The sequence below is a fragment of the Kitasatospora sp. NPDC023118 genome, from assembly GCF_055560875.1.
On sequence record NZ_JBVHHW010000024.1, the window covers coordinates 108,328 to 128,637 of the forward strand.

Sequence of the window (20,310 nt, forward strand, 5' to 3'; positions counted from 1 at the left end):
GAAGTCCGTTCCCGCCGAAGTCCGTTCCCGTCCGACGCCAGTCCCCGCCCGAAAGGCCCCTCACCCATGCGAGAAGACCGCGGTACCGCCCCCGGGGCCCGCCGTGGTGCCCACGCCGGGCCGCCCGCCCGTCCACCGCGTCCCGGGTCCTGGCTGCGCGGGCTGCGTCCCCGGACCGTCCGCGCCCGGATCATCGCCCTGCTGATGGTCCCGGTCGTCTCCGTCATCGCTCTCTGGGGCTTCGCGACCGTCACCACCGCCCAGGGCGTCTGGGACCTGCTGCGCCTGCGCGACGCCCAGCGCACCCTGCTCGCGCCCGTCGCCGGAACGGTCGCCGGCCTGCAGGCCGAACGCGCCGCCGCCGGCCAGCTGTTGGCCACCCCGGGCGCCGCGCCCTCCGCGCCCTCCGCGCCCTCCGCCGCTCGGGAGAGCGCCCTGCGCGAGGCCGCCGACACCACCGACCGGGCGCTCGCCCCGCTGTTCCCTGACCCCCGCCACCCGGGCCAGGGTTACAACCGCGCGGACGCCCAGGGCCTGGGCGCCGACGCCGCCGCCCGCCTGGACGCCCTCGGCACCTCCCTCGACGCCCTGCCCGAACTGCGCGCCCGGGTGCTGGCCCGGACCGTCGGCTGGCCCGAGGCGTACGCCGCGTACGGCGCGGCCGTGGACCGGGCGCTCGCCGTGTCCGGCGCCGTAGCCCCGCAGCAGGACGGCAGGTCGGCCGCCGACACCCGGGTTCTGCTGGACCTCGCCCGTTCCCGCGAACTCCTCGCCCGAGAGGACGCGTTGCTGCGCACCGCCCAGCTCTCCGGTGCGCTCGGTGACGACCAGCTGCGCGAGTTCTCCGGCGCGGTCTTCGCCCGGCGCGAGTTCGAGCAGGGCACGGCCGCCGACCTGCGCCCCGCAGACCGGGACGCGCTGCTCGCCGTCACCGACGGCCAGGACCATCGGGAGCTGGTCGGCTACGAGGACAGGATCCGTACCGCCGCCGACGGCCGGGCCGCCGTCGCCGCCGTGCCCGCCGACCGGTGGGCGATGGTGGCCGGGAACGTGACCGGTGGCCTGCGCGCCGTCGAGGACCGGGCCGGACGGCTCGCCGCCGAGCGCCAGAACCCCTACGCCCTGGGCCTGTTCACGCCGGCCGGGATCGCCGTGCTACTCGGCCTGCTCGGGGTGGTCGCCTCGCTGGTGATCTCGGTGCAGATCGGCCGCGGTCTGGTCACCGAGCTGATCGGCTTGCGGAACTCGGCACTTGACCTGGCCGGCCGCAAACTGCCTGCCACGATCCGGAGGTTGCGCGCGGGAGAGGAGGTGGACATCGAGGCCGAGGCGCCCCGCCCGGTGGGTCGCGACGACGAGATCGGCCAGGTGCACCGGGCGCTCGGCACCGTCCAACGGGCGGCCGTCACGGCGGCGGTGGAACGGGCCGAGGTGCTGTCCGGGGTCTCCGGGGTGTTCGTCAACCTCGCGCGCCGCAGCCAGGTCCTGGTGCACCGCCAACTCACCCTGCTGGACGCCATGGAGCGGCGCACCGAGGACCCGTCCGAGCTGGCCGACCTGTTCCGGCTCGACCACCTCACCACCCGGATGCGCCGCCACGCGGAGGGCCTGATCATCCTCTCCGGGGCCGTCCCCGGCCGGGCCTGGCGCCGGCCCGTCCCCCTGGTGGACGTGGTGCGCGCGGCCGTCTCGGAGGTCGAGGAGTACGCCAGGGTCGAGGTGCACCCGCTGCCGCGGGCCGCCGTGGTCGGCCACGCGGTCGCCGACCTCACCCACCTGGTGGCCGAACTGGTCGAGAACGCCACCGGGTTCTCCCCGCCGCACACCCGGGTGCATATCCGGGGCGAACAGGTCGGCAACGGCTACGCGTTGGAGATCGAGGACCGCGGCCTCGGCATGGGACCGGCCCCGCTGGCCGCCGCCAACCGCCGGATCGCCGCCGCCGAGCAGACCGACCTGTTCGACAGTGACCGGCTCGGCCTGTTCGTGGTCAGCCGGCTCGCCCGGCGGCACGACGTCAAGGTCTCGCTGGTGACCTCCGCGTACGGCGGCACCACCGCCGTCGTCCTGCTGCCCACCGGGGTGTTGGCCGACGAGCGGCACGGCAGGGCGCAATCCTTCGATCCGGTAGCGGAGTTGGACGTCGTCACCGCTCCGTGCGGTCCGGCCGCCCCCGAAGGTCCGGCCGTGCCGGAGAGCCTGGCCTCCCCGGAGTCGCCGACCGCCGCGACGTGGCCGGAGCCCGCCCCCCTCCCGGCCGAGGGCCTGGCCTTCCGGGGCGGAGGGGTGACGGAGATCGAGCTTCCGGCGGCGGGTGGGCCGCTGCCGGAGGGTGGGGCGCTGCTGGCCTTCGGCGTCCGGGGCGGCGACCCCGGGCCGATGTGCCGCACCCCCTTCCGGGCCTCCGGCGCCCGGACGGCCGGACCGGCTGCGGACGGGGGTCCGGGTGCCGCCTCCCGTCCGCAGTCCGGTCCGGCGCAGCAGTACCGCACGGCGGCCGCGTCGGCGGCCGAAGAATCCCAACCAGGTGGAGGGCCAGATGAGTTGCCGCGCCGGGTGCGGCAGACGAGCCTGGTGCCCCAATTGCGCGAGGCCCCGGCCGGACCGGCCCCACGCATCCGCCGTACCGCCGCCGCCGGGGCTTCCGGGGTTGCCGGTCCGGCGCCCGTGAGTCGCAGCCCGGAGGCGGCGCGCGCGGCGATGTCCGCCTTCCAGAGCGGCTGGGCGCGCGGACTGCGCCCTGACCGGCGGCCCGAGGATCCGCCGGCCGACCCCGCCCGACCCCGGCCGCTGCGCCGCCATCCGTCCTCGCCCCGACCCGAAGGAGACCGTCCGTGATCAGCACCACCCACTGCGCGGGGGAACTGAACTGGCTCCTGGACGAGTTGGTCCAGCGCGCCCCCGAGGTCCGCTTCGCCGTGATGCTCTCCGCCGACGGCCTGGCCATGGGCACCTCGACCGGACTGGAGAGAGAGGACGGCGAGCACCTCGCCGCCGTCGCCTCCGGCTTCCACAGTCTGGCCAAGGGCGCCGGCCGGCACTTCGGCGCGGGCGAAGTCCGTCAGACCATGGTCGAGTTGGAGGGCGGCTACCTGCTCGTTGCGGCGGCCGGGGAGGGCACCTGCCTGGCCGTGTTCGCGAGCGCCCGGGCCGACCTCGGGCTGATCGCCTACGAGATGGCCAGACTGGTCCGCAGGGTCGGGGAGCACCTGAGCGCCGCGCCCCGCGTGGTGTACGGCGGGTGAGCCCGGTGCCCCGCCCGGACCGGCCGTACCCGGCGGACCGCCCCTACCGACCGGACCGTCCGTACGGGTCCGACCAACCGTCCGAGTCGGATCGTCCGGATGAACAGGATCGTCCGTACGAGTCGGCGCCCGCGTTCCATCCGTACCACCAGCGACATCCGGAGCATCCGCGGGCCGAGCCCGACGAACACCCCCGCAACCCGCTCGCCGCCGCCCACCGGGCCCGCTGGTACGACGACGAGGCCGGGCCGCTGGTCCGCCCGTACACGATGACCAGGGGTCGGACCGGCGCGGGCGAGCAGCAGTTCGACCTGATCGCCGTGGTCGTGTCCGACCTGCCAGACCCGGCGCTCGCCCTGGACACGCCCGAGCCGCCGATCGGCCCGGAGCAGGCGCGCATCCTCGGCCTCTGCCGGGGCGCGCCGCTGTCCGTGGCCGAGCTGGCCGCCGACCTCGACCTGCCGGTGGGCGTCGTGCGGGTGCTGCTCGGCGACCTGCTGGCCGCCGGGCTCATCCGGGTCAGCCGCCCCGTCCCGCCCGCCCTGCTCCCCGACGAGCGCATCCTCCAGGAGGTCATCCATGGACTCCGTGCACTCTGACCACCCGTCCGACGCCCGGCCGTCCGACCACCACGCGTCCGACCGCCGGCTGTCCGACCCGGTGGACCCGGCCGACTCCGTGCTCGCGCTCAAGATCCTGGTGGCGGGCGGCTTCGGGGTCGGCAAGACGACGCTGGTCGGCGCCGTCAGCGAGATCCGGCCGCTGCGCACCGAGGAGCGGCTGACCGAAGCCGGGCGCGAGGTGGACGACCTCGACGGTGTCGAGCGCAAGATCACCACCACGGTGGCGATGGACTTCGGCCGGATCACCATTCGCGAGGGCCTGGCGGTCTACCTGTTCGGCACTCCTGGGCAGGACCGGTTCTGGTTCCTCTGGGACGAGCTGGCGCAGGGCGCGCTCGGTGCGGTGGTGCTGGCCGACACCCTGCGACTGACCGAGTGCTTCCCGGCCGTGGACTTCTTTGAGCACCGGGGCATTCCGTTCGTGGTCGCGGTGAATCGTTTCGCCGGGACACGCGAGTTCGGTCCGGAGGAGGTCGCCCGCGCGCTGGACCTGGACGCCGGGACACCGGTGGTGCTGTGCGACGCGCGTCAGCGGGCCTCGGGGAAGGAGGTGCTGATCAACCTGGTCGAGCACGCGGGGCGGGTGCACACCGCGCGGCTGCTCGAGGAGGTCTCGCCGATCCCGTGACCGGCTGGGCGGGGCGACCGGTCGGGCGGGGTGATGGCTGGCGGATTTCAGCGAACGGATGCCAGCGAACAGAGTTCAGCGAACAGAGTTCAGCTGACGGATGACAGATTTCGAAATCTGTCATCCGTCAGCTGTCATCGCCTATCAGCTCAGCTGTGCCACTGGAACACGATCTTCGTCCAGGTGGACCCCGGGCAGTTGCCCCACACCGCCCAGGCCTCCGGCCGGGCGCCGATCCACAGGCCGACCGTGTGGCTGCCGTTGGCGCAGTAGGTGATGGTGCGCAGCTGGCCGGAGTAGATGTTGCAGTACCCCTCCCAGCGCCAGCCGTAGTTGGCGGTGATCACGCAGTGGTAGGGGTCGGCGACGACATGCGGCGAGGCCGCCGCGGCCCCGGGGGTGATGGTCTGGTCGGCGGCCGGAGCCGCGGCGGCCGGCAGGGTGGCGGAACCGAGCACGCCCAGGGCGGCCGCGGTGGCCATCCCGAACGTGGCGATCTTCCTGGCGATGCAGCCTCGCATGGCACTTCTCCTCACTCAACGGTTGCCATCGGGCGGAGCGCCCCGACAGGCGGAACGGCGGGTGGGGTGAATTCCCGTCTCCCGCCTGGTCGATGACGAATTGCACACGAATAACTGCGCAGCGTGAGACGACGACCTATGATGTGACCTGTGTCACAACCTGCCCGGTTGGCTGGCCTGAGGTCAGCCCCAACTGGGCGTTAGGGATGCCGATTTCCGGGGAGAGCGGCATGGCGGATTGCAGCGGACGACATGCGGGCGGGCATGGGAAGGGCTTCGGTTCGGGTCCTACGGAATGCCAATCCGCCGATTTCAACCAGGTGTTCACCGACCTTCTGCCCAGACTCCACCAGGCGGCCGCGATGCTCGCCGGAAACCCACTCGCCGCCGGTGACGTCGTCCATGACGCCTACCTGCGGATCGCCCGCCGCCCGGAGCGGTTCCTCAGCCATCCGCAGCCGTACGCCTATGTGTTCACCACGATGACGAACATCCTGCGCGACCAGTGGCGCCGGGAGCGCCGCCGGGTGGCGCTGCCCGAGGTGTCCGGGCTGGCTGAGGCGGTGGAGCGCGGCCGGTCCGCGCTCGACCCGCCGTCCGGCGGGATGGCCGAGCTGCAGGCCCGCTGGGAGGTGGTCCGGCTGCTCGGCTTCCTGACCGCCAAGCAGGCCAGGGCCGTGGTGCTGGTGGACCTCGACGGCTACTCCGTCGACGAGGCCGCCGAACTGCTCGGTCTGCACCGCAGCACCCTGGCCGTCACCCGGCGCCGCGCCCACGGCCGGCTGCGTGCGGTCCTGGAGCACGAGCGTCGGCACGGGGCCTGAGCCGCGGTGCCCGGGGTGGCGTCCGGACGGCGTCCGAGGACTCCGGGCAAGGTCCCGGCCGGGCCACCGACGCACCGAACTGACGGCAAGTCGGCTGATGCGCGCCCCCGGCCCGTACGCTCAAATCGTGATCACGGACAAGGACCACCGCCTGCGTGCCCTGGCCGAGGGCGGCCGCTGGCCCGAGCTGCTCGCCGCCTACCGGCAGGGCCGGGCGGCCGCCGTGCTGCAGGCCGGGGAGCGGGCCGCCGTGGACCTGACCGCGCCGCTCGGCCACCTGATCGCCTACTCGGCGCCGCCCGAACTGGCCGTCCGGCTGTTCGACGCGGACGGCGGCGAGGGGACGGTCGCCGGGGTGGCCGACCACGACGCCGGCCCGCTCTGGGAGGTCCTGGCGACCCGGCACTCCTGGCTGCGGCTGGCCCCGTTGCTCGGCCCCGCCCCGGTGCGCCGACTGGTCGCGCACACCCGGGTGCTGCTCGGCGAGGACCTCTCGTACGGGGCCGAGCCGGACCCGGACGGCGTGCCGCTGCGGTTGGAGCCGTGGGAGGCGGCGGGCTGGGACGGGGCCTCGCGGGTGCGCGAGTACCTGCCCGGCGGGGGAGCGCGCAGCGCGGTGCTGACTCTGCCGGCCAGCCGGGAGGGCCTGGGCGAGGTCGAGCTGCCGGAACCGGGCGGGCGGCTGGGCGGTCAGCGGGTCACCCGGGCTCTGGCCGAACTGTCCGCGCTCGCGCCCTGGGCGGAGGTGGTCTGCGTCCGCGGCCAGGCCCAGTTGGCGGCTGCCGTGCTGTCCCGGCGCCGTCGAGTGGTCGGCGGGTACCTGCCGTTCGCGCTCGCCTGTCCGGCGCTGGTGCAGGCGGCCGCCGTGGGCCGCACCCACGGCGGCGCGCACGGGCGGCTGGGCCTCTGGCGGGCGCTGGGTGCGATGGCCGGCGCGGAGGGGCCGGACCGGACCGAGGTGAACGCCCTGGTGGCCCGGATGCGCTGCTTCACCTGGCAGGAGCCGGCCGCCGGGCTGCGCCATCTGCACCTCGCGCTGGAGGACCCGGCGAGCGGGGTGGCCTGGGCGGTCAGCGGCTCGCAGGAGTTCTGACCGCGACGGCGGGCGCGGAGAACCCCCGGCCCGGCGCGCCGTTTCCGGGGGATTGGTGGGGGCGCCGGACCGGGGGAGTGGAGGAACGGCCGCTCAGACGGCGGCTGCCGCGCCCCGGGCGGGCAGGGCCTCGGGCTCGGGCTCGGGCTCAGCGGCGCCCGGGGCGCCGTGGGCGTCAACCAGGGTGAGCTCGTCGAACGGCAGCTCGCCGCCCAGCACCCGGCGGGCGCGCTCGGCGTCCAGCTCGCCGGTCCAGTGCCCGATCAGCACGGTCGCGACGGCGTTGCCCGCGAAGTTGGTGAGCGCCCGGGCCTCGGACATGAAGCGGTCGATGCCGACGATCAGGCCGACCCCGTCCACCAGCGCAGGCTTGTGCGACTGCAGCCCGCCCGCGAGGGTGGCCAGCCCGGCGCCGGTGACCCCGGCCGCGCCCTTGCTGGCGATCACCATGAACACCAGCAGCGAGAGCTGCTCGCCGATCGACATCGGCTTGTCCATCGCCTCGGAGATGAAGATCGAGGCCATGGTGAGGTAGATCGCGGTGCCGTCCAGGTTGAAGCTGTAGCCGGTCGGCACGGTGATGCCGACGACCGGGCGGCTGACGCCCAGGTGCTCCATCTTGGCGATCAGCCGGGGCAGCGCGCTCTCCGAGGAGGAGGTCGACAGGATCAGCAGGAACTCGCGGCCGAGGTACTTGAGCAGCGCGAACACGTTGACCCCGGCGATCAGGCGCAGCAGCGCGCCGAGCACCACGACGACGAACAGCACGCAGGTCACGTAGAAGCCGATCATGATCACGGCGAGGCTCTTCAGCGCGGCAGTGCCGGTGGCCCCCACCACTGCGGCCATGGCGCCGAAGGCGCCGATCGGCGCGACCCACATGATCATCGACATGATCCGGAAGACCAGGCGCTGCAGGTGCTCGATCCCGCGCAGCACCGGGGCGCCGACCGGGCCCATCGCCTGCAGCGCGAAGCCGGCCAGCAGGGCGACCAGCAGGGTTTGCAGGACCTTGCCCTGGGTGAGGGCCGAGAACAGGGTGTCGGGGATCGTCCCGAGCAGGAAGTCGGTGGTCGACTGGGCGCCGCCGGCGGCCGCCTGGGCGTGGCCCGACTTGGCGAGCGCGGCGGTCAGGTGCAGGCCGTCGCCGGGCTCCAGCAGGTTGCCGACGGCCATGCCGATCGCGAGTGCGACGGTCGACATGGCGAGGAAGTAGCCGATGGCCAGGCCGCCGACCTTGCCGACCTTCGCGGCCTTGGTGACCGAGCCGATGCCCAGCACGATGGTGCAGAAGATCACCGGGCTGATCATCATCTTGATCAGGTTGACGAAACCGGTGCCGACCGGCTTCAGCTCCACGGCGAAGCCGGGGGCGACCAGCCCGACCACCACACCCGCGATCACGGCGGCGATCACCGCGAGGTAGAGGTAGTGGGTCCGGTCCTTGCGTCTGGGTCCCCCCGCCGTTGCGGCTCCAGCGATCGACATCTGCGGCTCCTTCGCCCTGCAGTCCTGGCGGCCCCGGGTGGTGGGCCGCTCCGACTATGGGCTCGGGCGTGACGGAGGTCACGTTTGCGTTCATAAAGTTCTCCAAGAACTTCGGCCGGCCTCCCGGGGTGACGTCTGCGAGCTTCGGGTGGGATCTCCTCGTAGGGACGCAGTGAGGTAGAGGCCGGAGGCGGTGATCGCGCTGGCCGATGCCGCCCCCAGATGAGGCACGGGTGGGCAGGAGGCCTCATCAGGGGGCGGCAGTTCAGGGGTGGCTGACGCCCCTGGGGCGCCGCCGACCGTCTGGGGGGGAGGTCTACGGTAGGGGCGCACGCCCGGCGCACGAAACAGCAAAAGTGCACCGATTTTTCGGGGCGAGCACAACATGTGCATCGATTGTCAGTGCACTTTCACATCCGGAGCCCCAGAATCGGCCACTCCGGCACTGCGACCTCACCCAGGACTGCGGCTGCCAGGAACACCTCACCACTGCCGACTACTCCGCGGTCGGCCATCTCGGGTTCGTTCTCTAGCAGAGCCCCGAGGAGTCGTCGATGGAGGAGCGCTTCGGCGGCCTTCAGGTGGGTGCGCACTGTTGCTTCTCTGAGCGTCAGCGCCTCGGCGGCGGCAGTCACATGGCCGTTGTGGGCCAACCAGGCGATCACCGTGCGGCGCAGCGGGCGATTGTCGGCGTCCAGGCGCCCCAGCAGTGAAGCGGCCCAGGTGCGGACGTCGGGGGTGCTGAGGAGGTCGGCGAGCGCCACGAACTCGCTCGGAGGCCCGCAGTCTGCGCGGGCATCGACTGCGAGGGCGAGGTCGAGGATGGCCCGGTCCCGGAGCTCGCTCAGGCGCAGGTCGAGGAGCTCGCCGATCCGCTTCATCCGGTTGGCGACAACGCTCCGGCTCGTGCGGAGCAGCGTTGCGACGGCTGAGTGGTTGAAGGCCAAGGCGAGGCTGGCGGTGTCCGTCAGCAGGTCGCGCCGGTTCTCGGCCTGGTGGCGGAGCGGTTCGAGGAGGCTTGCGGCCCAGGCCTGGGCGCGTCCGCCGAGGATCTGCACGAGGCGGATGTCAGACGAGTGGAGGGCGGCTCGTTCGGTCAGGTACCGGGCGCTGAGGAGGGCGTTGGAGGCGTCGCCGTAGGCCTGGGCGGTGTGGGTGAGGGTGGAGATTCCGCTGCCTCCGAGGTGCCAAGTTGGGCGCGGGTCTGTGACGGTCCTGAGGCGAAGGCCGGTCAGGTCCCAGCCGCTGGTGATGGCGTGGGCCGGCAGTGGTGCGACGACGATGACGTCGGAGTCGTAGATCGGGCAGCGGGTAACGAGGGCTTTGCCGTGGACCGCTTCCCGGCATGCCGCGAGGACTTGGTCGCGTTCGGCTGCGGGACCTCGGGCGATGTAGACGCGGCAGGTGTCGGATTCAAGCGCGCCGTCGTCCAGGAGGGGGCCGAAGATGCGCTGAAAGTCGGCCACATGCCCGGTCATGAGGTACTGGAGGGCCGAGACGTGGATCTGGTCGATTATGGCGTGGAGGTCTGTGGGGTGCTGCATGGTGTCGTCCTGTCTGGCCAGAGGGTCCGGTCTCCTGTGGTGATGGGGCTAAGGAGCGGCCTGACGGTCGGGCGACGCGGCTGTTCAGGGGCTTGTTGGCTGCGGTGTGAGGGGGTCTGCAGCCCATTGACACGGGACCTCCCGGTTCGGTGGCGGCGGTTGGCATATGCCAGGGTTGGGGTGGATGGTTCCACGTCGGTCTGGCAATTAATCGACAGATGATCATGGATTTTGGTTACGACTTGGGTTCGCCAGCCTTGGCGACCACAGGCGTGGCCCGGCGGCGATGGCGGATCGAGTCGAACAGGCTGTCGATTAATGGCGGCATACCGGTACAGACTTTTGATCAAAGACGGGCCAGCGTCAAGAGGTGCCAGCGCCTCACCAGCCCGATGACCAGCAGATCCGCGACCGGAGAGACGTAGGGTCACGAATCCTCTCGCTCAGGCGACAGGCCAACCTGACCCAAGAGCAGCTGGGCGAACACGTCCGGATCGACCGGCGAACGATCGGGCGCATGGAGAACGGCCTCGTCCCGGCGACCCTCGATCAGCTGAGCGCGATCGCTCGGGCCATCGGCGTGCCGTTGTGGAGGCTGTTCCGCGACGAGTAGGCCGACCGTACCGCCGTACGGCCGGCCAAGGAGTTCACCGGGAATGGCGGCGCGGGCGTGGCTCGCGCGAGCGGCCCGGACAGTCCTTGTGGCCGTCGACCAGCTCCCGCCGTTCGTCCACGGTGGCCACCAGGCGCCCACGCACATGGGCACCGCAGCCCACGCAGGTGCCGACGGTCATCACGGCCTGGACCGGCTTTCCGCCGACGGTGCTCACTCGGCGCCCGCCAGGTGGCGAGTACTGCGGTAGCCGGCCAAATTCACCTGACGGCCAATCCAGTCGCGGGCGCTGTCTTCGATCGCGAAGTGCAGCACCTCGTCGTCCTGACGGACGAGTTCGCCGGACTTGGTGTCCCGCACGGCCCACAATCCAGGCACACCCCGGCTCGGGGCCTGCACCTGTTCGGGCTGGTAGCGGGCAGCAACCCGCTGGCTTGCGGTGAGGCCGTCGCCATGCCAGACGCGCACGATCGCCCGGTCCTCGCCTCCGAGGTCGAGGACCCAGTCGATGACTCCCTCCCCGCCCATCATGCGCTCCAGGTCCGCCGTGCTGCCGGAGGCGAGCAGCCGCTCCATCGCCTGCAACTCGTACGTGCTGATCGGCAGCTGGCGGACCGCCTGCCACAGCACGTCAAGCGCCTCCAGGGCCGGTCTTGTGACGCGCTCCAGGTGGCCGTCCACCGCGACCGTCAGGCTGTCGGTACTCAGCATGCTGCGTCCTCCTCGATGCACTTCAGGTGGGCCACAACGGCCCAGCCGAGCGGGGCGGAGCGCTGGCCGGTGGTCGTGTGTACGTGGCCGGCGTCGATCAGGACGTCGCCAGTGCACGACGACCCCAGGCCCGGCCGTGCAGTTGTTTGGCTGGTCACCCAGATCTGTCGGGGCTCGCCGTCGAGCGGTCGGTACTCGACCAGTACCGTCATGTCCGTCATGGGTGAATCGTCGTCGCTCGTGCGGACGTCCTGAAGGTCTTGCAGAGGACTCTTGGAGGACTTGGGGAGGACTTTCGGGCCGGTCATATGCCGCCGGGGTCCCCGAGCTGACCTGCTCAGTCGTAGGGTTGGTGCATCATCGGCTCGTGCGGAGGACACCGTGCCCAACACCGCGCTCAAGGCGGCCCGCCAGGCCGCTGGCTACGCCACACAGCAGACCCTCGCCGACGCACTCACGGAAGCGGCCCGCCAACTCGGCATGCGCGGCGTCGAGGTCAGCGTTCGGCAGGTCCGCCGATGGGAGTCCGACACCCCGCCGTGGCCCGGCGAGGACTACCAACGACTCCTCGTCCACGTCCTCCACCAGCCAGTCGAGGACCTCGGTTTCCGTGCCCCATGGAACCGGGCCCGCCCCGCCGTGCCTTCCGCGCACGCAGCTTCGGCGGCTGCCGTGGCACCCACGCCCCTGCGCGGCGCTCTACCCCGACCGTACGGCGCTGCCGGTACGCAACCTGGCACCGTGGGCGCCGACTACGCCATAGTCACCCAGGCCCACCGCCGGCTCTACGCCTCCGTGGCTCCCGCCGCCCTCCACCGGGCCGTCGCCGAGCACGCAGGCCTCGGCACCGCACTGCTCGGCGAGACGTCCGGCGTAGCCCGCCGCATCCTGGCCGCGGCCCTCGCGGAGTCGTTGCTGCTGCTGGGCCGCATCGAGTTCTTCGACCTGCGCCAACCCGCCGCCGCCGACGCCACCTTCGTCCGCGCGCTTCAGGCGGCCGGTGAGGCCGACGACAACCTGCTCGGCGCCGCGATCCTGGCTCACAGCGCCTTCGTGCCCGGCTGGGACGGCCGTCTCGATGCAGCCCGCGAGCGCATGCACGCCGCTCGCACCTACGCCCGGAGGGCGCCAGCCTCCGCCGAAGTCCGTGCGTGGCTCGACGCAGTCGAAGCTGAGTGCCTCACCCGCTGCGGCGACCACCGCGGCGCGCTCGCCCTGCTCCGCCACGCCGAAGACGTCCTCGCCGCCGGAAGCGATGCCGCCTCACCCAGCTGGTTCACCTGGTTCTCGGCAGTCCGCCTGCACGCCTTCCGCGGCAACACCGAGCTGGCCGCCGGACTCATCCCCCAGGCCCGTACCACCCTGGAGCAGACGCTCGCTGACCTCCCCGACGCGGACGGGAAACAGCGGACGGTCGTCCTCGCAGACCTTGCCGCCGTTGAGGCGGCAGCCGGGCAGCCTGAGCTCGCGTGCGACCTGCTGGAGCGGGCGCTCGACCAGCTGGCCGTGACCTGGTACGCCACCGGGATGGAGCGCGTACGGGACGCGAGGCGGGCGCTCAACCCATGGCAGGACTCGGCGGCCGTCCGCCGCGTGGACGACCGCCTCTACTCCTGGTCGACGACGCTCAGCTCACTCCAGCGTTGAACTTCGCGATCAGCTCCGACAGCTCCGAGAGCGAGTCGATGCGGAACGTGGCCTCGGCGGTGGCAGGGTCGTGCTGCTGGATCCAACCCCACGGCCCCCGCCGAATGAGCGCTGTCCGCATCCCCGCTGCCCGGGCGGGGAGGACGTCGTTGTCGAGCCGGTCACCGACGTACAAGATCTCGTGCGGCTCGACCGGGGTCACCGCGGCGACGCGCTCGAAGAACGTGGGGTCGGGCTTGCTGGCGCCCCAGTCGTCCGAGGTGCCGATCAGGTCCACGTCGTGGGTGAAAAGCTCGCGCAGAATCCCACCGGCCCGGACCGTCTGGTTACCGGCGATGGCCAGCCACAGACCGTCCGCTCGCAGCTGGGCGAACGCGGGCCGGACATCGGGGTAGAGGTCTTCCTCGCCGAAGTGCTCCGGCTGGCCAGCTTGGGCGCGGCGCTCCCGCTCCTCGTACAGGTCGAAGCCCGGCCGGAATACCTGGAACGTCTCCCGGTAGTCGCGCCCCTCGGCGATCACCGCGCCGAACTGGGCCACGAATGTGTGCCTCGGCACGCCCAGCCAGTCAGCCCAGGTGCCGTACTCCCGGGTCTCGTCGACCAGGCACTCGCCGACGTCAAACACCACAGCCTTGATCGTCATGTCCGCAGCCTAGCGGCGATAGGACGTCCTGTCGGGTCCTCCTCCGCATTGGAGGCGTCGGCGTAATCGTCCGTGGCAGAGTCGGGGCGCAGGTATCCCGCAGCTGAGGGCACGGGCCGCGCGGATGCCGCTGGTGGCCGACCTCCGCGAGATGATCGCTACGGAGGCAGTCCCGGCTCTGGAGAGCTAAGGCCGACGCGCCAGCACCTGCAGTAGACCTGTGACCGCGACGCCGGCCACGATCTCACGGCGGTCGATCATCCCCTGAATCCGGTCCAGCGGGATCCACTCGATCCGGTCGGCCTCGTGAGTGTCCACCGGCGGTGCGACGTACGTTGCGCCGCGGGCGAGGAACACGTGGTGCTCGGCGTTGCTCATGCCGCCGATCGGTTGGTTGTAGGCGAGCGGCTCGGCCGTTCCCACCTGCCAGCCGGTTTCCTCCAAGACCTCGCGGGCGGCCGCGGCCTCAAGGGTCTCGCCGTTTTCGACGATGCCGCTGGAGATCTCCCAGTTCCAGGTGTCGGTGGCGAAGCGGTGGCGCCACATCATGAGCACCTCGTCGCGGTCGTTGATGACGACCGTGGCGGCGACCGGAGCGAACCGCACCAGGTGGTGCTCGTAGCGGGCCTGGCCCGGCGGTTCGACGTCAACGAGGTCCAGGTTCACCAACGGGCTCGTGTAGACGGGCCGGCTGCCATGGACGGTCCACTCGCTACTCACAGGCACCTCATGATCTAGGCGGGGCGGTCCGCGCCGTCCTGCCAGAGGTGCTTACGATGGCGGCATGCCCGACATCGAACTCCCGTCTGACCTGCTGCCCCTCCACGTCGCCGCGCTTCGTGCGGACCGGGCGATGACCGAGGCGCGGCTGGTCGGCGGCGACGTCGAAGCCGCCCGCGAGACCTACCTGGCTGCGGTAGCAGCCCTCCACGCCCTCCCCTACTGGGAGGAGACCCGGCAGGCCGGGCAGCACTACACCGCATGGCAGGACAGCCTCAAAGCCGCGAAAGCCGCGCTCGACGGCCAGCAGCAAGACTGATTGTCGGCGCCGCGTTGGCGCGGACACGATGAAGCGGCCCCCGCCCGGCCGAAGCCGAGCGGGGGCGTGGTGGTTCAGGGGCGGAACAGGGCGATCACGGCAGCTGCTGTACCAACGACGCCGCCGAGCGCGCCGATCGTCGGCAGCGGCCACCGGCCCCGCTTCAGGGCCTCGACCTCGGCCCGGAGTTGAGCTATGTCAGCCTCGGCCTGGGTCGTCCGCGTCAGCGCGACGTCCAGCCGGCCGTTCAGGGTCGCGAACCCCGTTTCCATGGTGCCGCGGATCTGCTCCAGCTTGACGGCTACCTCCGTCCCAAGGGAGGTCGGGTTGGCCTCCGGGGTCACTCGCGGCTCGCGGTGGGAGGCTCAGCCAACGGCGCCGCAGCGGCCGGGGCAGTGCTGGCAGCCGTCGAGGCCGCAGTCATCTTGAGCCAGCCCGGCAGCAGGGCGTCCACCACCGGCATCGCCATCACACGCGTGATGGTCGCGGCGACGGCGAGAGCCACGCCGAGGCCGGGCAGAGTGGACGGCAGGCCGGTCGTGTGCACCAAGACAGGCAGGCCTGCGGCGAGGCCGAGCACCGTCTGAAGGATCGTGCGGAGGGTGCGACGGAGGGAGTCGGACATCACGGTCTCCTCAGGAGGTCGGGGCGGTGGGGGCAGTCGGGCTGGCGGCGGGCGCCACGGTGATATGGACGCGCAGGGTGCCGTCCGCGAGGGCCTGCTGGACCTGCTCCGGGGTCAGCGCCGCGGCCTTGATGGCGTCCAGGAGCTGGGCCTGGAACACGTCCTGCCACACCAGCCACCAGTAGGCGTCCTTGGTGGAGCCGTCGGGCGCCCAGGACCCGTCAGCCTGGCGAGCCAGGTTGGGCAGCTGATGGTGCCAAACGGCGTCGCCGACCAGCTTGGCGAGGCCGTCATGGAGGTGGGCCGGCAGGTCGCCCCAGACGTTGTTGGGAAGCGGCTGGCCGGAGAGGATGTAGTCCAGGTACCAGGCGACCGCGAACGCGTTGGCGTCGCGGACGGTCTGGCCGCTCGCTTCCTCCCGGATCATCGCGCGGAGTTGGTCCTCGGTGTAGGGCATGTCGTCCTCCTGGTCGGGGGTGGTGGGGCGAGGTGCTCCGGCCTGCACCCACGCGTACAGCGGGTCGCCGGGGCAGTCGGTCTGGTAGCCGTCCCGGTGCCCCTTGATCTCGGGGCCGGCCGGGCCGTGCTGCTGGCAGTACTCGATGGCGTCCCGCAGGCCCTGAAGTTGCTCGGGGGTAGGCTCGGTGGATCCGGAGGAGCCGACGAGTCCGCACACCGCGTAGTGGGCTTCGTTCAGGGGGACGTCGCCGTTGGCGGAGTTCCGCCGGTTGAGCCCACGGCCTTCGAAGACGAAGCCGTGCTCGCAGACGCAGAAGCTGTAGCCGATGTCGGACCAGCCTTTGCCGTCCATGTGCTCGGCCTGGATCTTGCGGACGTACGCCGGGCAGGTGTCGTGGCTGCCGAAGGTGTAGGTGTCCCCGAGGTAGTGGATCTTCACCCCAGCCCGCGGCCCGGCGTACGGGATCGAGCCGTTGGGCTCCTTCCACGGTCGGGCGCCCCACTGGTCGCGGGAGACCAGCTGCAGGCCGGGCCACGGTGCGGACGTCACTGGGGCAGTGGGAGCCGGGACGGGCGCCGCCGCCCCGATCCACGTCCGCAGGTCGTCGATCGTGCCGTTGTACACATCGCTGTCGAGCGGGCTGTCCGTCCACTGGTGGAACTTCCACGACGCCTGAATCCGCGGGGATCCGGCAGGGACGTAGTCGGCGATCCACAGGAAGTCTCCGGCGTTGTCGTCGGTCCTGTGCCACCAGTCGACGCTCGTGTACAGCCCCACCCGGTTGTTCGGGTAGCGGGCCTTCACGGCGGCGAGCCAGGAGTTCTTCGCCGCCGTCGCCGCGCTGTCCGCGACCGGCTGGCCATACGGCTCGAAGTCCAACACCAGCAGCTCGCCCGCCGGGACGGCGCCGACGACCTGACAGAAGTGGTCGATCTCGCCCTGGACGTCGTTCTCCGCGTGCAAGAAGTGGTAGTGCCCCACGACCAGGCCGCGGGCCCGGGCGTCGGCAAGCTTTGCCGCGTAGCCCTGCTGGCCGGTACGGCCGCCCTCGGTCGCCTTGATGAAGACGAACTGCGCGTCGGTGGGTATCGAGGGCTGGTAGTCGGAGACGTCGTATCCCTTCGCGAACGCCATCAGGACTCCTCTCCCTTGCCGACCGCCTCATGGATACGCCGCAGGTGCCGCCGGACCAGCAGATGATGGGTGACGAACGCAGGCGTCGCCCAGATCACGGACGCCACCAGATTGGGCCAGACCTGCGACCAGGCAGCCAGAAGCCAGGCCATCAGCTGATCAACCCTCGGACGTATACCGACGCCTCGAAGTCCGAGGCGCTGGCAGTGTGGACGCCACCGTGGCCACGGTGGTGCTTGGCGCAGTACCAGACCAGATTGGCGGCGGACTCGACCCACGCGCCGACCTCGTCCGGATTGCTGATACCCGGGTAGTCGGCCTCCAGAACGGCCAGGTCGACGCCGTTTTGCAGGCTGAACTCGACGTGGGCGTGGTGCAGTTCCAGGCCGCCCGCGCACTCGGAGGTGTCGCCGTGGCGGCGCTCCGCGAAGTGGCAGACCGCGGTGTCCTTGGTGGCCTGCCTGAAGTGCTCGAAGTCCCGGTAGTGCGGGTCACCTTCGCGAGGCGGATGGGCCGGGTAGTGGACGGTGTAGTGGTGGGTGGCGGCCTGGGCGTGGGCGGCGACCACGGCGTGCTGGTGAGACGGGCTCACGATGCCTCCGGGCATGGGAAAGCCCCGGTGCAGACCGGGGCGTGGGGTGTGGTCAGGAGAGGGAGACGGGTCCCGCCGTCGGGGGCGATGGGGCCGAGTTCGGCGCCGCCGTGGTGGGTGGCGTGGGCACGACCCAGCCGGGCGGGACGCCGCCGACCTTGTGCCTGTCGAGCACGTCGAGGTTGGGCAGGGCCATGGATGGTCTCCGGGCAGGAAGAAGCCCCCACGGTGCCTGTGGGGGCGGAGGTCGGGGTACATCGCTAGCGGGCGAGGGGATATGCCATGGGGATCCACGGCAACTCGCGGTTCAGGTGAATGCGTGGGGTCTGCGCCGGGCTGTCAGCCCACGGCCGCCCACATGGTGATCATGCCGCTGAGGGTGTTGCTGCCGGGGGTGATGGTCGAGGGCGCGCTCGTCAGGCCGGTGCCGTTCACGGCGAAACGGTAGGCCGATGCGGAGAGATTCGCGTTCGGCGTCGCCAGGAACGTGCCTGTGCGTCCAAGAGTGGTGGGGGTGGTGGCGTTGTTGACGAACGCGATCCAGTACATGCCCGCCGGGGCAGAGTACGAGGCGCTGAACGTCGCGGTGAGGAGCCCGGGGGAGGTGATGCTGGCGTCGATGGAGCCGGCCGCTGTGGAAGCGCGCAGGGTGCCGCCCGAGTCGTAGAGCCCGACGAAGTTCTGATTGGCGGTGACGCCGGACGCCGCCGTGGCGATGCTGAGGTACGCCTTGGAGAGCGTCGTGGCGGACCTGATCGGCACCCGGGCGAGATAGAGGGTGCCGCTGGTGGTCAGGCTGGTGTTGACCGCGCCTGTCGGGTCGTAGGTCCATGCCGCGAAGCCGTGATCGGCCGGGAAGTAGACCCCTGCCGGGAAGGGGACTCCGGCGACGGTTGCGGAGCCCGCGACGGTCAGAGTCCCGTTGGCTGTCACGTTGCCGGTGAGTGTGGAGGTGCCCGTGACTGCCAGGTTGGTGCCGACGTTGACGGCGCCGCTGGCGGTCACCGTCCCGGTGAGGGCGGATGTTCCCGCGACCGACAGGTTGGTGCCGACGCCGAGGGTTCCGGTGGTGGTGGCGGCCCCGGTGAGGGTGGATGTTCCGGCGACGGACAGGTTCGCCCCGGCGGTCACGTTCCCGGTGAGGGTCGACGTTCCTGCGGCCGACAGGTTAGCGCCGACCGCCATGGACCCGTCCGTGGTCAGAGTTCCAGCTGCGGACCGGTAGAGGGTGGTGTCCGTCGCGGTTGACCCGCCGGGGCCCCAGCCGTGCTTTCCGCTGGAGTCCACGGTGAGTCGGGGCTGCGTGTCTCCTGCCACCTGCACGGCCAGGGTCTTGTCCGCTGCGGCGTTCGAGGTGATGCCGATGTTCGCGGCTGTCGGTGCGGATGTCGTGTTGGTGACCTGGAGGACGCCGCCGCTGGGAGCCGCTGTGCTGAGGGTTTCGGTGAGGCCTGTGATGGCTCCGTCGACGCTGAGGCTGGCGGAGTGGGGGGTGGTGGCGTTGGTGACGGTGAGAGTGCCGCCCTGGGCGGTGACGGTGCCGGTGTACACGGCGCTTCCGGTGGTCGTGTAGACCGGGGCGGGGATCGAGGTCATCGTGCTCTCCCAGTCACGTCGTCAGGAACGGCAGCAGGGTGTTCGCGATGAACAGGTGGCCCGCGTCGGAAGGGTGGACGGTATCGGACCCGGCTGCGCCCGGGGTGGATGCCGAGGCCCAGTAGCCGAGCGAGTTCCAGTAGTTCCAGCTGTTGTTGCCGATGGTCCAGAAGTCGACGAGGGCCGCCCCGAACGCCTCTGCCAGCCCCCGCGCGGGGCCGGCGTAGTCCTGGTACATGTAGTTCGTGGTGTCGAAGCTGCCGACATTGGGGAGCACGATCATCAGTTCGGCGCTGGAGTTGGCGTCTCGGACGTTCTGCATGAGCAGCCGCATGTTCCGGGCCCACGTGTCGCCGGTGTCGCCGTGGACGGCGTCGTTGGGTCCGTGGGTGAGGATCACCAGGTCGGCCGGGTAGGCGGCGCCGGCGTTGAACGGGGTGGCCAGGGTCTGGTCGGCGAGGGCGTAGTCGCCGGCCCTGCTGCCGTAGCGGGAGAAGTCGTTGACGATCACCCCGGTGGTGTTCTCGCCGGCGATCCCTACCACCGACAGGAAGTTCGTGCCGGTCCCGGCGTAGGTGATGACGACCTGGTGAGCTCCAACAGACAGACCACTGATGACCGTTGTCCGGATGGTGGCCTGGCCGGATCCGGAGTCGGTCACGGTGACCGCCGCACCGCCGTCGATCGAGTAGGTCCAATTGGCGTGATTGCCTCCGCCGTCCACAGTGAAGATCTTGACGACGGTGCCCCTCACCGAGAGAGTCCACGTGGCTCCCGGCGCCTGCGTGTACACGTAGTAGCCGCCGGGGCCGTAGGCGCTGCCTCCAGCACTCCAGGTGCCGCCGAGGGTGGCCAGGTTGCCGACGGAGTTATAGACGCTGGTTGCCGCCGCGGGGACGCCGTTCGCGCTCTGGAACAGGGCTGTCATGGAGGAGGACCGGAACCCGGAGCCGCCGACGCCGTAGGTGGTCTGCAGTGAACTCCGCAGCGTCCCAAGCCAGCTCTTGAAGCGCAGGTCTGACGCGTAGTAGCCCTGCGTGGAGGAGCCGCCTATGGCGGCGGCCACGGCCGTACCCGTGCCTGCCTGTGCGACCGTCAACTTGGCCTTCCAGATCGAGCCCCATCCCGGCGGGATGTAGATTCCCTTGCCGGTGTTGGCGATGCCGTACACGTTGGCAGTCATGCGGTTCTCCGTAAGTTGTTAGGCGGCCCGGGAGGGCCGGATGTGGCTGATGCGGTCTTGCCTTCTGTGGCTCCCGAGGAGTGGCCGTCCGGCTCTCCGGG

24 protein-coding genes are annotated in these 20,310 nt (G+C 71.3%); 9 read left to right on the plus strand and 15 right to left on the minus strand.

What is annotated here, in order from left to right; translation table 11 throughout:
* Nucleotides 1-66 precede the first annotated feature (66 nt).
* From ACZ3UD_RS27675 to ACZ3UD_RS27690, 4 genes are all read left to right on the plus strand, one after another.
* A complete protein-coding gene (locus tag ACZ3UD_RS27675) occupies nt 67-2,838 on the plus strand; it encodes a sensor histidine kinase (RefSeq protein ID WP_465593214.1) in 2,772 nt (923 codons plus the stop codon).
* The gene (locus tag ACZ3UD_RS27680) at nt 2,835-3,245 is read left to right on the plus strand and encodes a roadblock/LC7 domain-containing protein (RefSeq protein WP_465593217.1); all 411 of its coding nucleotides are present in this window, start codon (nt 2,835-2,837) and stop codon (nt 3,243-3,245) included. The genes ACZ3UD_RS27675 and ACZ3UD_RS27680 overlap by 4 nt, the downstream gene beginning before the upstream one ends.
* A 251-nt stretch (nt 3,246-3,496) precedes the next feature.
* Nucleotides 3,497-3,844, plus strand: coding sequence for a DUF742 domain-containing protein (locus ACZ3UD_RS27685; RefSeq protein ID WP_465593296.1), 348 nt, complete (start codon nt 3,497-3,499; stop codon nt 3,842-3,844).
* The gene (locus ACZ3UD_RS27690; RefSeq protein ID WP_465593220.1) at nt 3,825-4,496 is read left to right on the plus strand and encodes a GTP-binding protein; all 672 of its coding nucleotides are present in this window, start codon (nt 3,825-3,827) and stop codon (nt 4,494-4,496) included. The genes ACZ3UD_RS27685 and ACZ3UD_RS27690 overlap by 20 nt, the downstream gene beginning before the upstream one ends.
* Before the next feature lie 149 nt (nt 4,497-4,645).
* Here ACZ3UD_RS27690 and ACZ3UD_RS27695 read toward each other — a convergent pair whose 3' ends face one another.
* Nucleotides 4,646-5,017, minus strand: coding sequence for a hypothetical protein (locus ACZ3UD_RS27695; protein ID WP_465593223.1), 372 nt, complete (start codon nt 5,015-5,017; stop codon nt 4,646-4,648).
* Nucleotides 5,018-5,337: 320 nt separating this feature from the next.
* Between ACZ3UD_RS27695 and ACZ3UD_RS27700 the strand changes: the two genes are divergently transcribed.
* Nucleotides 5,338-5,841 carry an RNA polymerase sigma factor gene (locus ACZ3UD_RS27700; protein WP_465593226.1) on the plus strand — a complete coding sequence of 168 codons (504 nt, stop codon included), beginning with the start codon at nt 5,338-5,340 and terminating at the stop codon, nt 5,839-5,841.
* 127 nt (nt 5,842-5,968) lie between these two features.
* Nucleotides 5,969-6,934, plus strand: a complete 966-nt coding sequence (locus tag ACZ3UD_RS27705; RefSeq protein ID WP_465593229.1) for a hypothetical protein — start codon at nt 5,969-5,971, stop codon at nt 6,932-6,934.
* Nucleotides 6,935-7,027: 93 nt separating this feature from the next.
* On the opposite strand, the gene ACZ3UD_RS27710 is transcribed toward ACZ3UD_RS27705, so the two are convergent.
* Both ACZ3UD_RS27710 and ACZ3UD_RS27715 read right to left on the minus strand, forming a co-directional pair.
* Nucleotides 7,028-8,422, minus strand: a complete 1,395-nt coding sequence (locus ACZ3UD_RS27710) for a cation:dicarboxylate symporter family transporter (RefSeq protein ID WP_465593232.1) — start codon at nt 8,420-8,422, stop codon at nt 7,028-7,030.
* A gap of 410 nt (nt 8,423-8,832) precedes the next feature.
* A complete protein-coding gene (locus tag ACZ3UD_RS27715) occupies nt 8,833-9,966 on the minus strand; it encodes a CdaR family protein (RefSeq protein ID WP_465593235.1) in 1,134 nt (377 codons plus the stop codon).
* A 370-nt stretch (nt 9,967-10,336) separates the two neighbouring features.
* Between ACZ3UD_RS27715 and ACZ3UD_RS27720 the strand changes: the two genes are divergently transcribed.
* On the plus strand, nt 10,337-10,579 hold the full coding sequence (locus ACZ3UD_RS27720; protein ID WP_465593238.1) for a helix-turn-helix domain-containing protein: 243 nt from the start codon (nt 10,337-10,339) through the stop codon (nt 10,577-10,579).
* 213 nt (nt 10,580-10,792) lie between these two features.
* Here ACZ3UD_RS27720 and ACZ3UD_RS27725 read toward each other — a convergent pair whose 3' ends face one another.
* Nucleotides 10,793-11,290: a hypothetical protein gene (locus ACZ3UD_RS27725; protein ID WP_465593241.1), complete on the minus strand. Its 498-nt coding sequence runs from the start codon at nt 11,288-11,290 to the stop codon at nt 10,793-10,795.
* Nucleotides 11,284-11,511, minus strand: coding sequence for a hypothetical protein (locus ACZ3UD_RS27730; RefSeq protein ID WP_465593244.1), 228 nt, complete (start codon nt 11,509-11,511; stop codon nt 11,284-11,286). The genes ACZ3UD_RS27725 and ACZ3UD_RS27730 overlap by 7 nt, the downstream gene beginning before the upstream one ends.
* Before the next feature lie 160 nt (nt 11,512-11,671).
* Between ACZ3UD_RS27730 and ACZ3UD_RS27735 the strand changes: the two genes are divergently transcribed.
* The gene (locus ACZ3UD_RS27735; RefSeq protein ID WP_465593247.1) at nt 11,672-12,937 is read left to right on the plus strand and encodes a transcriptional regulator; all 1,266 of its coding nucleotides are present in this window, start codon (nt 11,672-11,674) and stop codon (nt 12,935-12,937) included.
* Here ACZ3UD_RS27735 and ACZ3UD_RS27740 read toward each other — a convergent pair.
* Both ACZ3UD_RS27740 and ACZ3UD_RS27745 read right to left on the minus strand, forming a co-directional pair.
* Entirely contained in the window at nt 12,918-13,580 is a 663-nt protein-coding gene (locus ACZ3UD_RS27740) for an HAD family hydrolase (RefSeq protein ID WP_465593250.1), read from the minus strand. The genes ACZ3UD_RS27735 and ACZ3UD_RS27740 overlap by 20 nt on opposite strands.
* Before the next feature lie 186 nt (nt 13,581-13,766).
* Complete coding sequence (locus tag ACZ3UD_RS27745; protein ID WP_465593253.1) at nt 13,767-14,300, minus strand: NUDIX hydrolase; 534 nt, start codon at nt 14,298-14,300, stop codon at nt 13,767-13,769.
* Nucleotides 14,301-14,364: 64 nt separating this feature from the next.
* Between ACZ3UD_RS27745 and ACZ3UD_RS27750 the strand changes: the two genes are divergently transcribed.
* Nucleotides 14,365-14,619, plus strand: coding sequence for a hypothetical protein (locus tag ACZ3UD_RS27750; RefSeq protein WP_465593256.1), 255 nt, complete (start codon nt 14,365-14,367; stop codon nt 14,617-14,619).
* Nucleotides 14,620-14,693: 74 nt separating this feature from the next.
* On the opposite strand, the gene ACZ3UD_RS27755 is transcribed toward ACZ3UD_RS27750, so the two are convergent.
* The 8 genes from ACZ3UD_RS27755 to ACZ3UD_RS27790 form a co-directional block, all read right to left on the minus strand.
* Nucleotides 14,694-14,963, minus strand: a complete 270-nt coding sequence (locus ACZ3UD_RS27755) for a hypothetical protein (protein ID WP_465593259.1) — start codon at nt 14,961-14,963, stop codon at nt 14,694-14,696.
* Entirely contained in the window at nt 14,960-15,244 is a 285-nt protein-coding gene (locus ACZ3UD_RS27760; protein WP_465593262.1) for a hypothetical protein, read from the minus strand. Before ACZ3UD_RS27760 ends, ACZ3UD_RS27755 begins: the two co-directional genes overlap by 4 nt.
* Nucleotides 15,245-15,254: 10 nt before the next feature.
* Entirely contained in the window at nt 15,255-16,838 is a 1,584-nt protein-coding gene (locus ACZ3UD_RS27765) for a GH25 family lysozyme (RefSeq protein ID WP_465593265.1), read from the minus strand.
* Complete coding sequence (locus ACZ3UD_RS27770) at nt 16,838-16,990, minus strand: hypothetical protein (RefSeq protein ID WP_465593268.1); 153 nt, start codon at nt 16,988-16,990, stop codon at nt 16,838-16,840. The genes ACZ3UD_RS27765 and ACZ3UD_RS27770 overlap by 1 nt, the downstream gene beginning before the upstream one ends.
* On the minus strand, nt 16,990-17,430 hold the full coding sequence (locus tag ACZ3UD_RS27775; RefSeq protein WP_465593271.1) for a hypothetical protein: 441 nt from the start codon (nt 17,428-17,430) through the stop codon (nt 16,990-16,992). Before ACZ3UD_RS27775 ends, ACZ3UD_RS27770 begins: the two co-directional genes overlap by 1 nt.
* 52 nt (nt 17,431-17,482) lie before the next feature.
* Complete coding sequence (locus tag ACZ3UD_RS27780) at nt 17,483-17,626, minus strand: hypothetical protein (protein ID WP_465593274.1); 144 nt, start codon at nt 17,624-17,626, stop codon at nt 17,483-17,485.
* A 143-nt stretch (nt 17,627-17,769) separates the two neighbouring features.
* Complete coding sequence (locus ACZ3UD_RS27785; protein ID WP_465593277.1) at nt 17,770-19,026, minus strand: hypothetical protein; 1,257 nt, start codon at nt 19,024-19,026, stop codon at nt 17,770-17,772.
* Nucleotides 19,027-19,039: 13 nt separating this feature from the next.
* Nucleotides 19,040-20,209, minus strand: a complete 1,170-nt coding sequence (locus ACZ3UD_RS27790) for a GDSL-type esterase/lipase family protein (RefSeq protein WP_465593280.1) — start codon at nt 20,207-20,209, stop codon at nt 19,040-19,042.
* Nucleotides 20,210-20,310 lie beyond the last annotated feature (101 nt).

What these genes read in the sequence shown, in the direction of transcription:
- ACZ3UD_RS27790 (WP_465593280.1), bottom strand. Translation starts at nt 20,209, where the DNA reads ATGACTGCCAACGTGTACGGCATCGCCAACACCGGCAAGGGAATCTAC.
- ACZ3UD_RS27765 (WP_465593265.1), bottom strand. Translation starts at nt 16,838, where the DNA reads ATGGCGTTCGCGAAGGGATACGACGTCTCCGACTACCAGCCCTCGATA.
- ACZ3UD_RS27750 (WP_465593256.1), top strand. Translation starts at nt 14,365, where the DNA reads ATGCCCGACATCGAACTCCCGTCTGACCTGCTGCCCCTCCACGTCGCC.
- ACZ3UD_RS27695 (WP_465593223.1), bottom strand. Translation starts at nt 5,017, where the DNA reads ATGCGAGGCTGCATCGCCAGGAAGATCGCCACGTTCGGGATGGCCACC.
- ACZ3UD_RS27760 (WP_465593262.1), bottom strand. Translation starts at nt 15,244, where the DNA reads ATGTCCGACTCCCTCCGTCGCACCCTCCGCACGATCCTTCAGACGGTG.
- ACZ3UD_RS27785 (WP_465593277.1), bottom strand. Translation starts at nt 19,026, where the DNA reads ATGACCTCGATCCCCGCCCCGGTCTACACGACCACCGGAAGCGCCGTG.
- ACZ3UD_RS27710 (WP_465593232.1), bottom strand. Translation starts at nt 8,422, where the DNA reads ATGTCGATCGCTGGAGCCGCAACGGCGGGGGGACCCAGACGCAAGGAC.
- ACZ3UD_RS27690 (WP_465593220.1), top strand. Translation starts at nt 3,825, where the DNA reads ATGGACTCCGTGCACTCTGACCACCCGTCCGACGCCCGGCCGTCCGAC.
- ACZ3UD_RS27715 (WP_465593235.1), bottom strand. Translation starts at nt 9,966, where the DNA reads ATGCAGCACCCCACAGACCTCCACGCCATAATCGACCAGATCCACGTC.
- ACZ3UD_RS27770 (WP_465593268.1), bottom strand. Translation starts at nt 16,990, where the DNA reads ATGGCCTGGCTTCTGGCTGCCTGGTCGCAGGTCTGGCCCAATCTGGTG.
- ACZ3UD_RS27740 (WP_465593250.1), bottom strand. Translation starts at nt 13,580, where the DNA reads ATGACGATCAAGGCTGTGGTGTTTGACGTCGGCGAGTGCCTGGTCGAC.
- ACZ3UD_RS27730 (WP_465593244.1), bottom strand. Translation starts at nt 11,511, where the DNA reads ATGACGGACATGACGGTACTGGTCGAGTACCGACCGCTCGACGGCGAG.
- ACZ3UD_RS27780 (WP_465593274.1), bottom strand. Translation starts at nt 17,626, where the DNA reads ATGGCCCTGCCCAACCTCGACGTGCTCGACAGGCACAAGGTCGGCGGC.
- ACZ3UD_RS27675 (WP_465593214.1), top strand. Translation starts at nt 67, where the DNA reads ATGCGAGAAGACCGCGGTACCGCCCCCGGGGCCCGCCGTGGTGCCCAC.
- ACZ3UD_RS27725 (WP_465593241.1), bottom strand. Translation starts at nt 11,290, where the DNA reads ATGCTGAGTACCGACAGCCTGACGGTCGCGGTGGACGGCCACCTGGAG.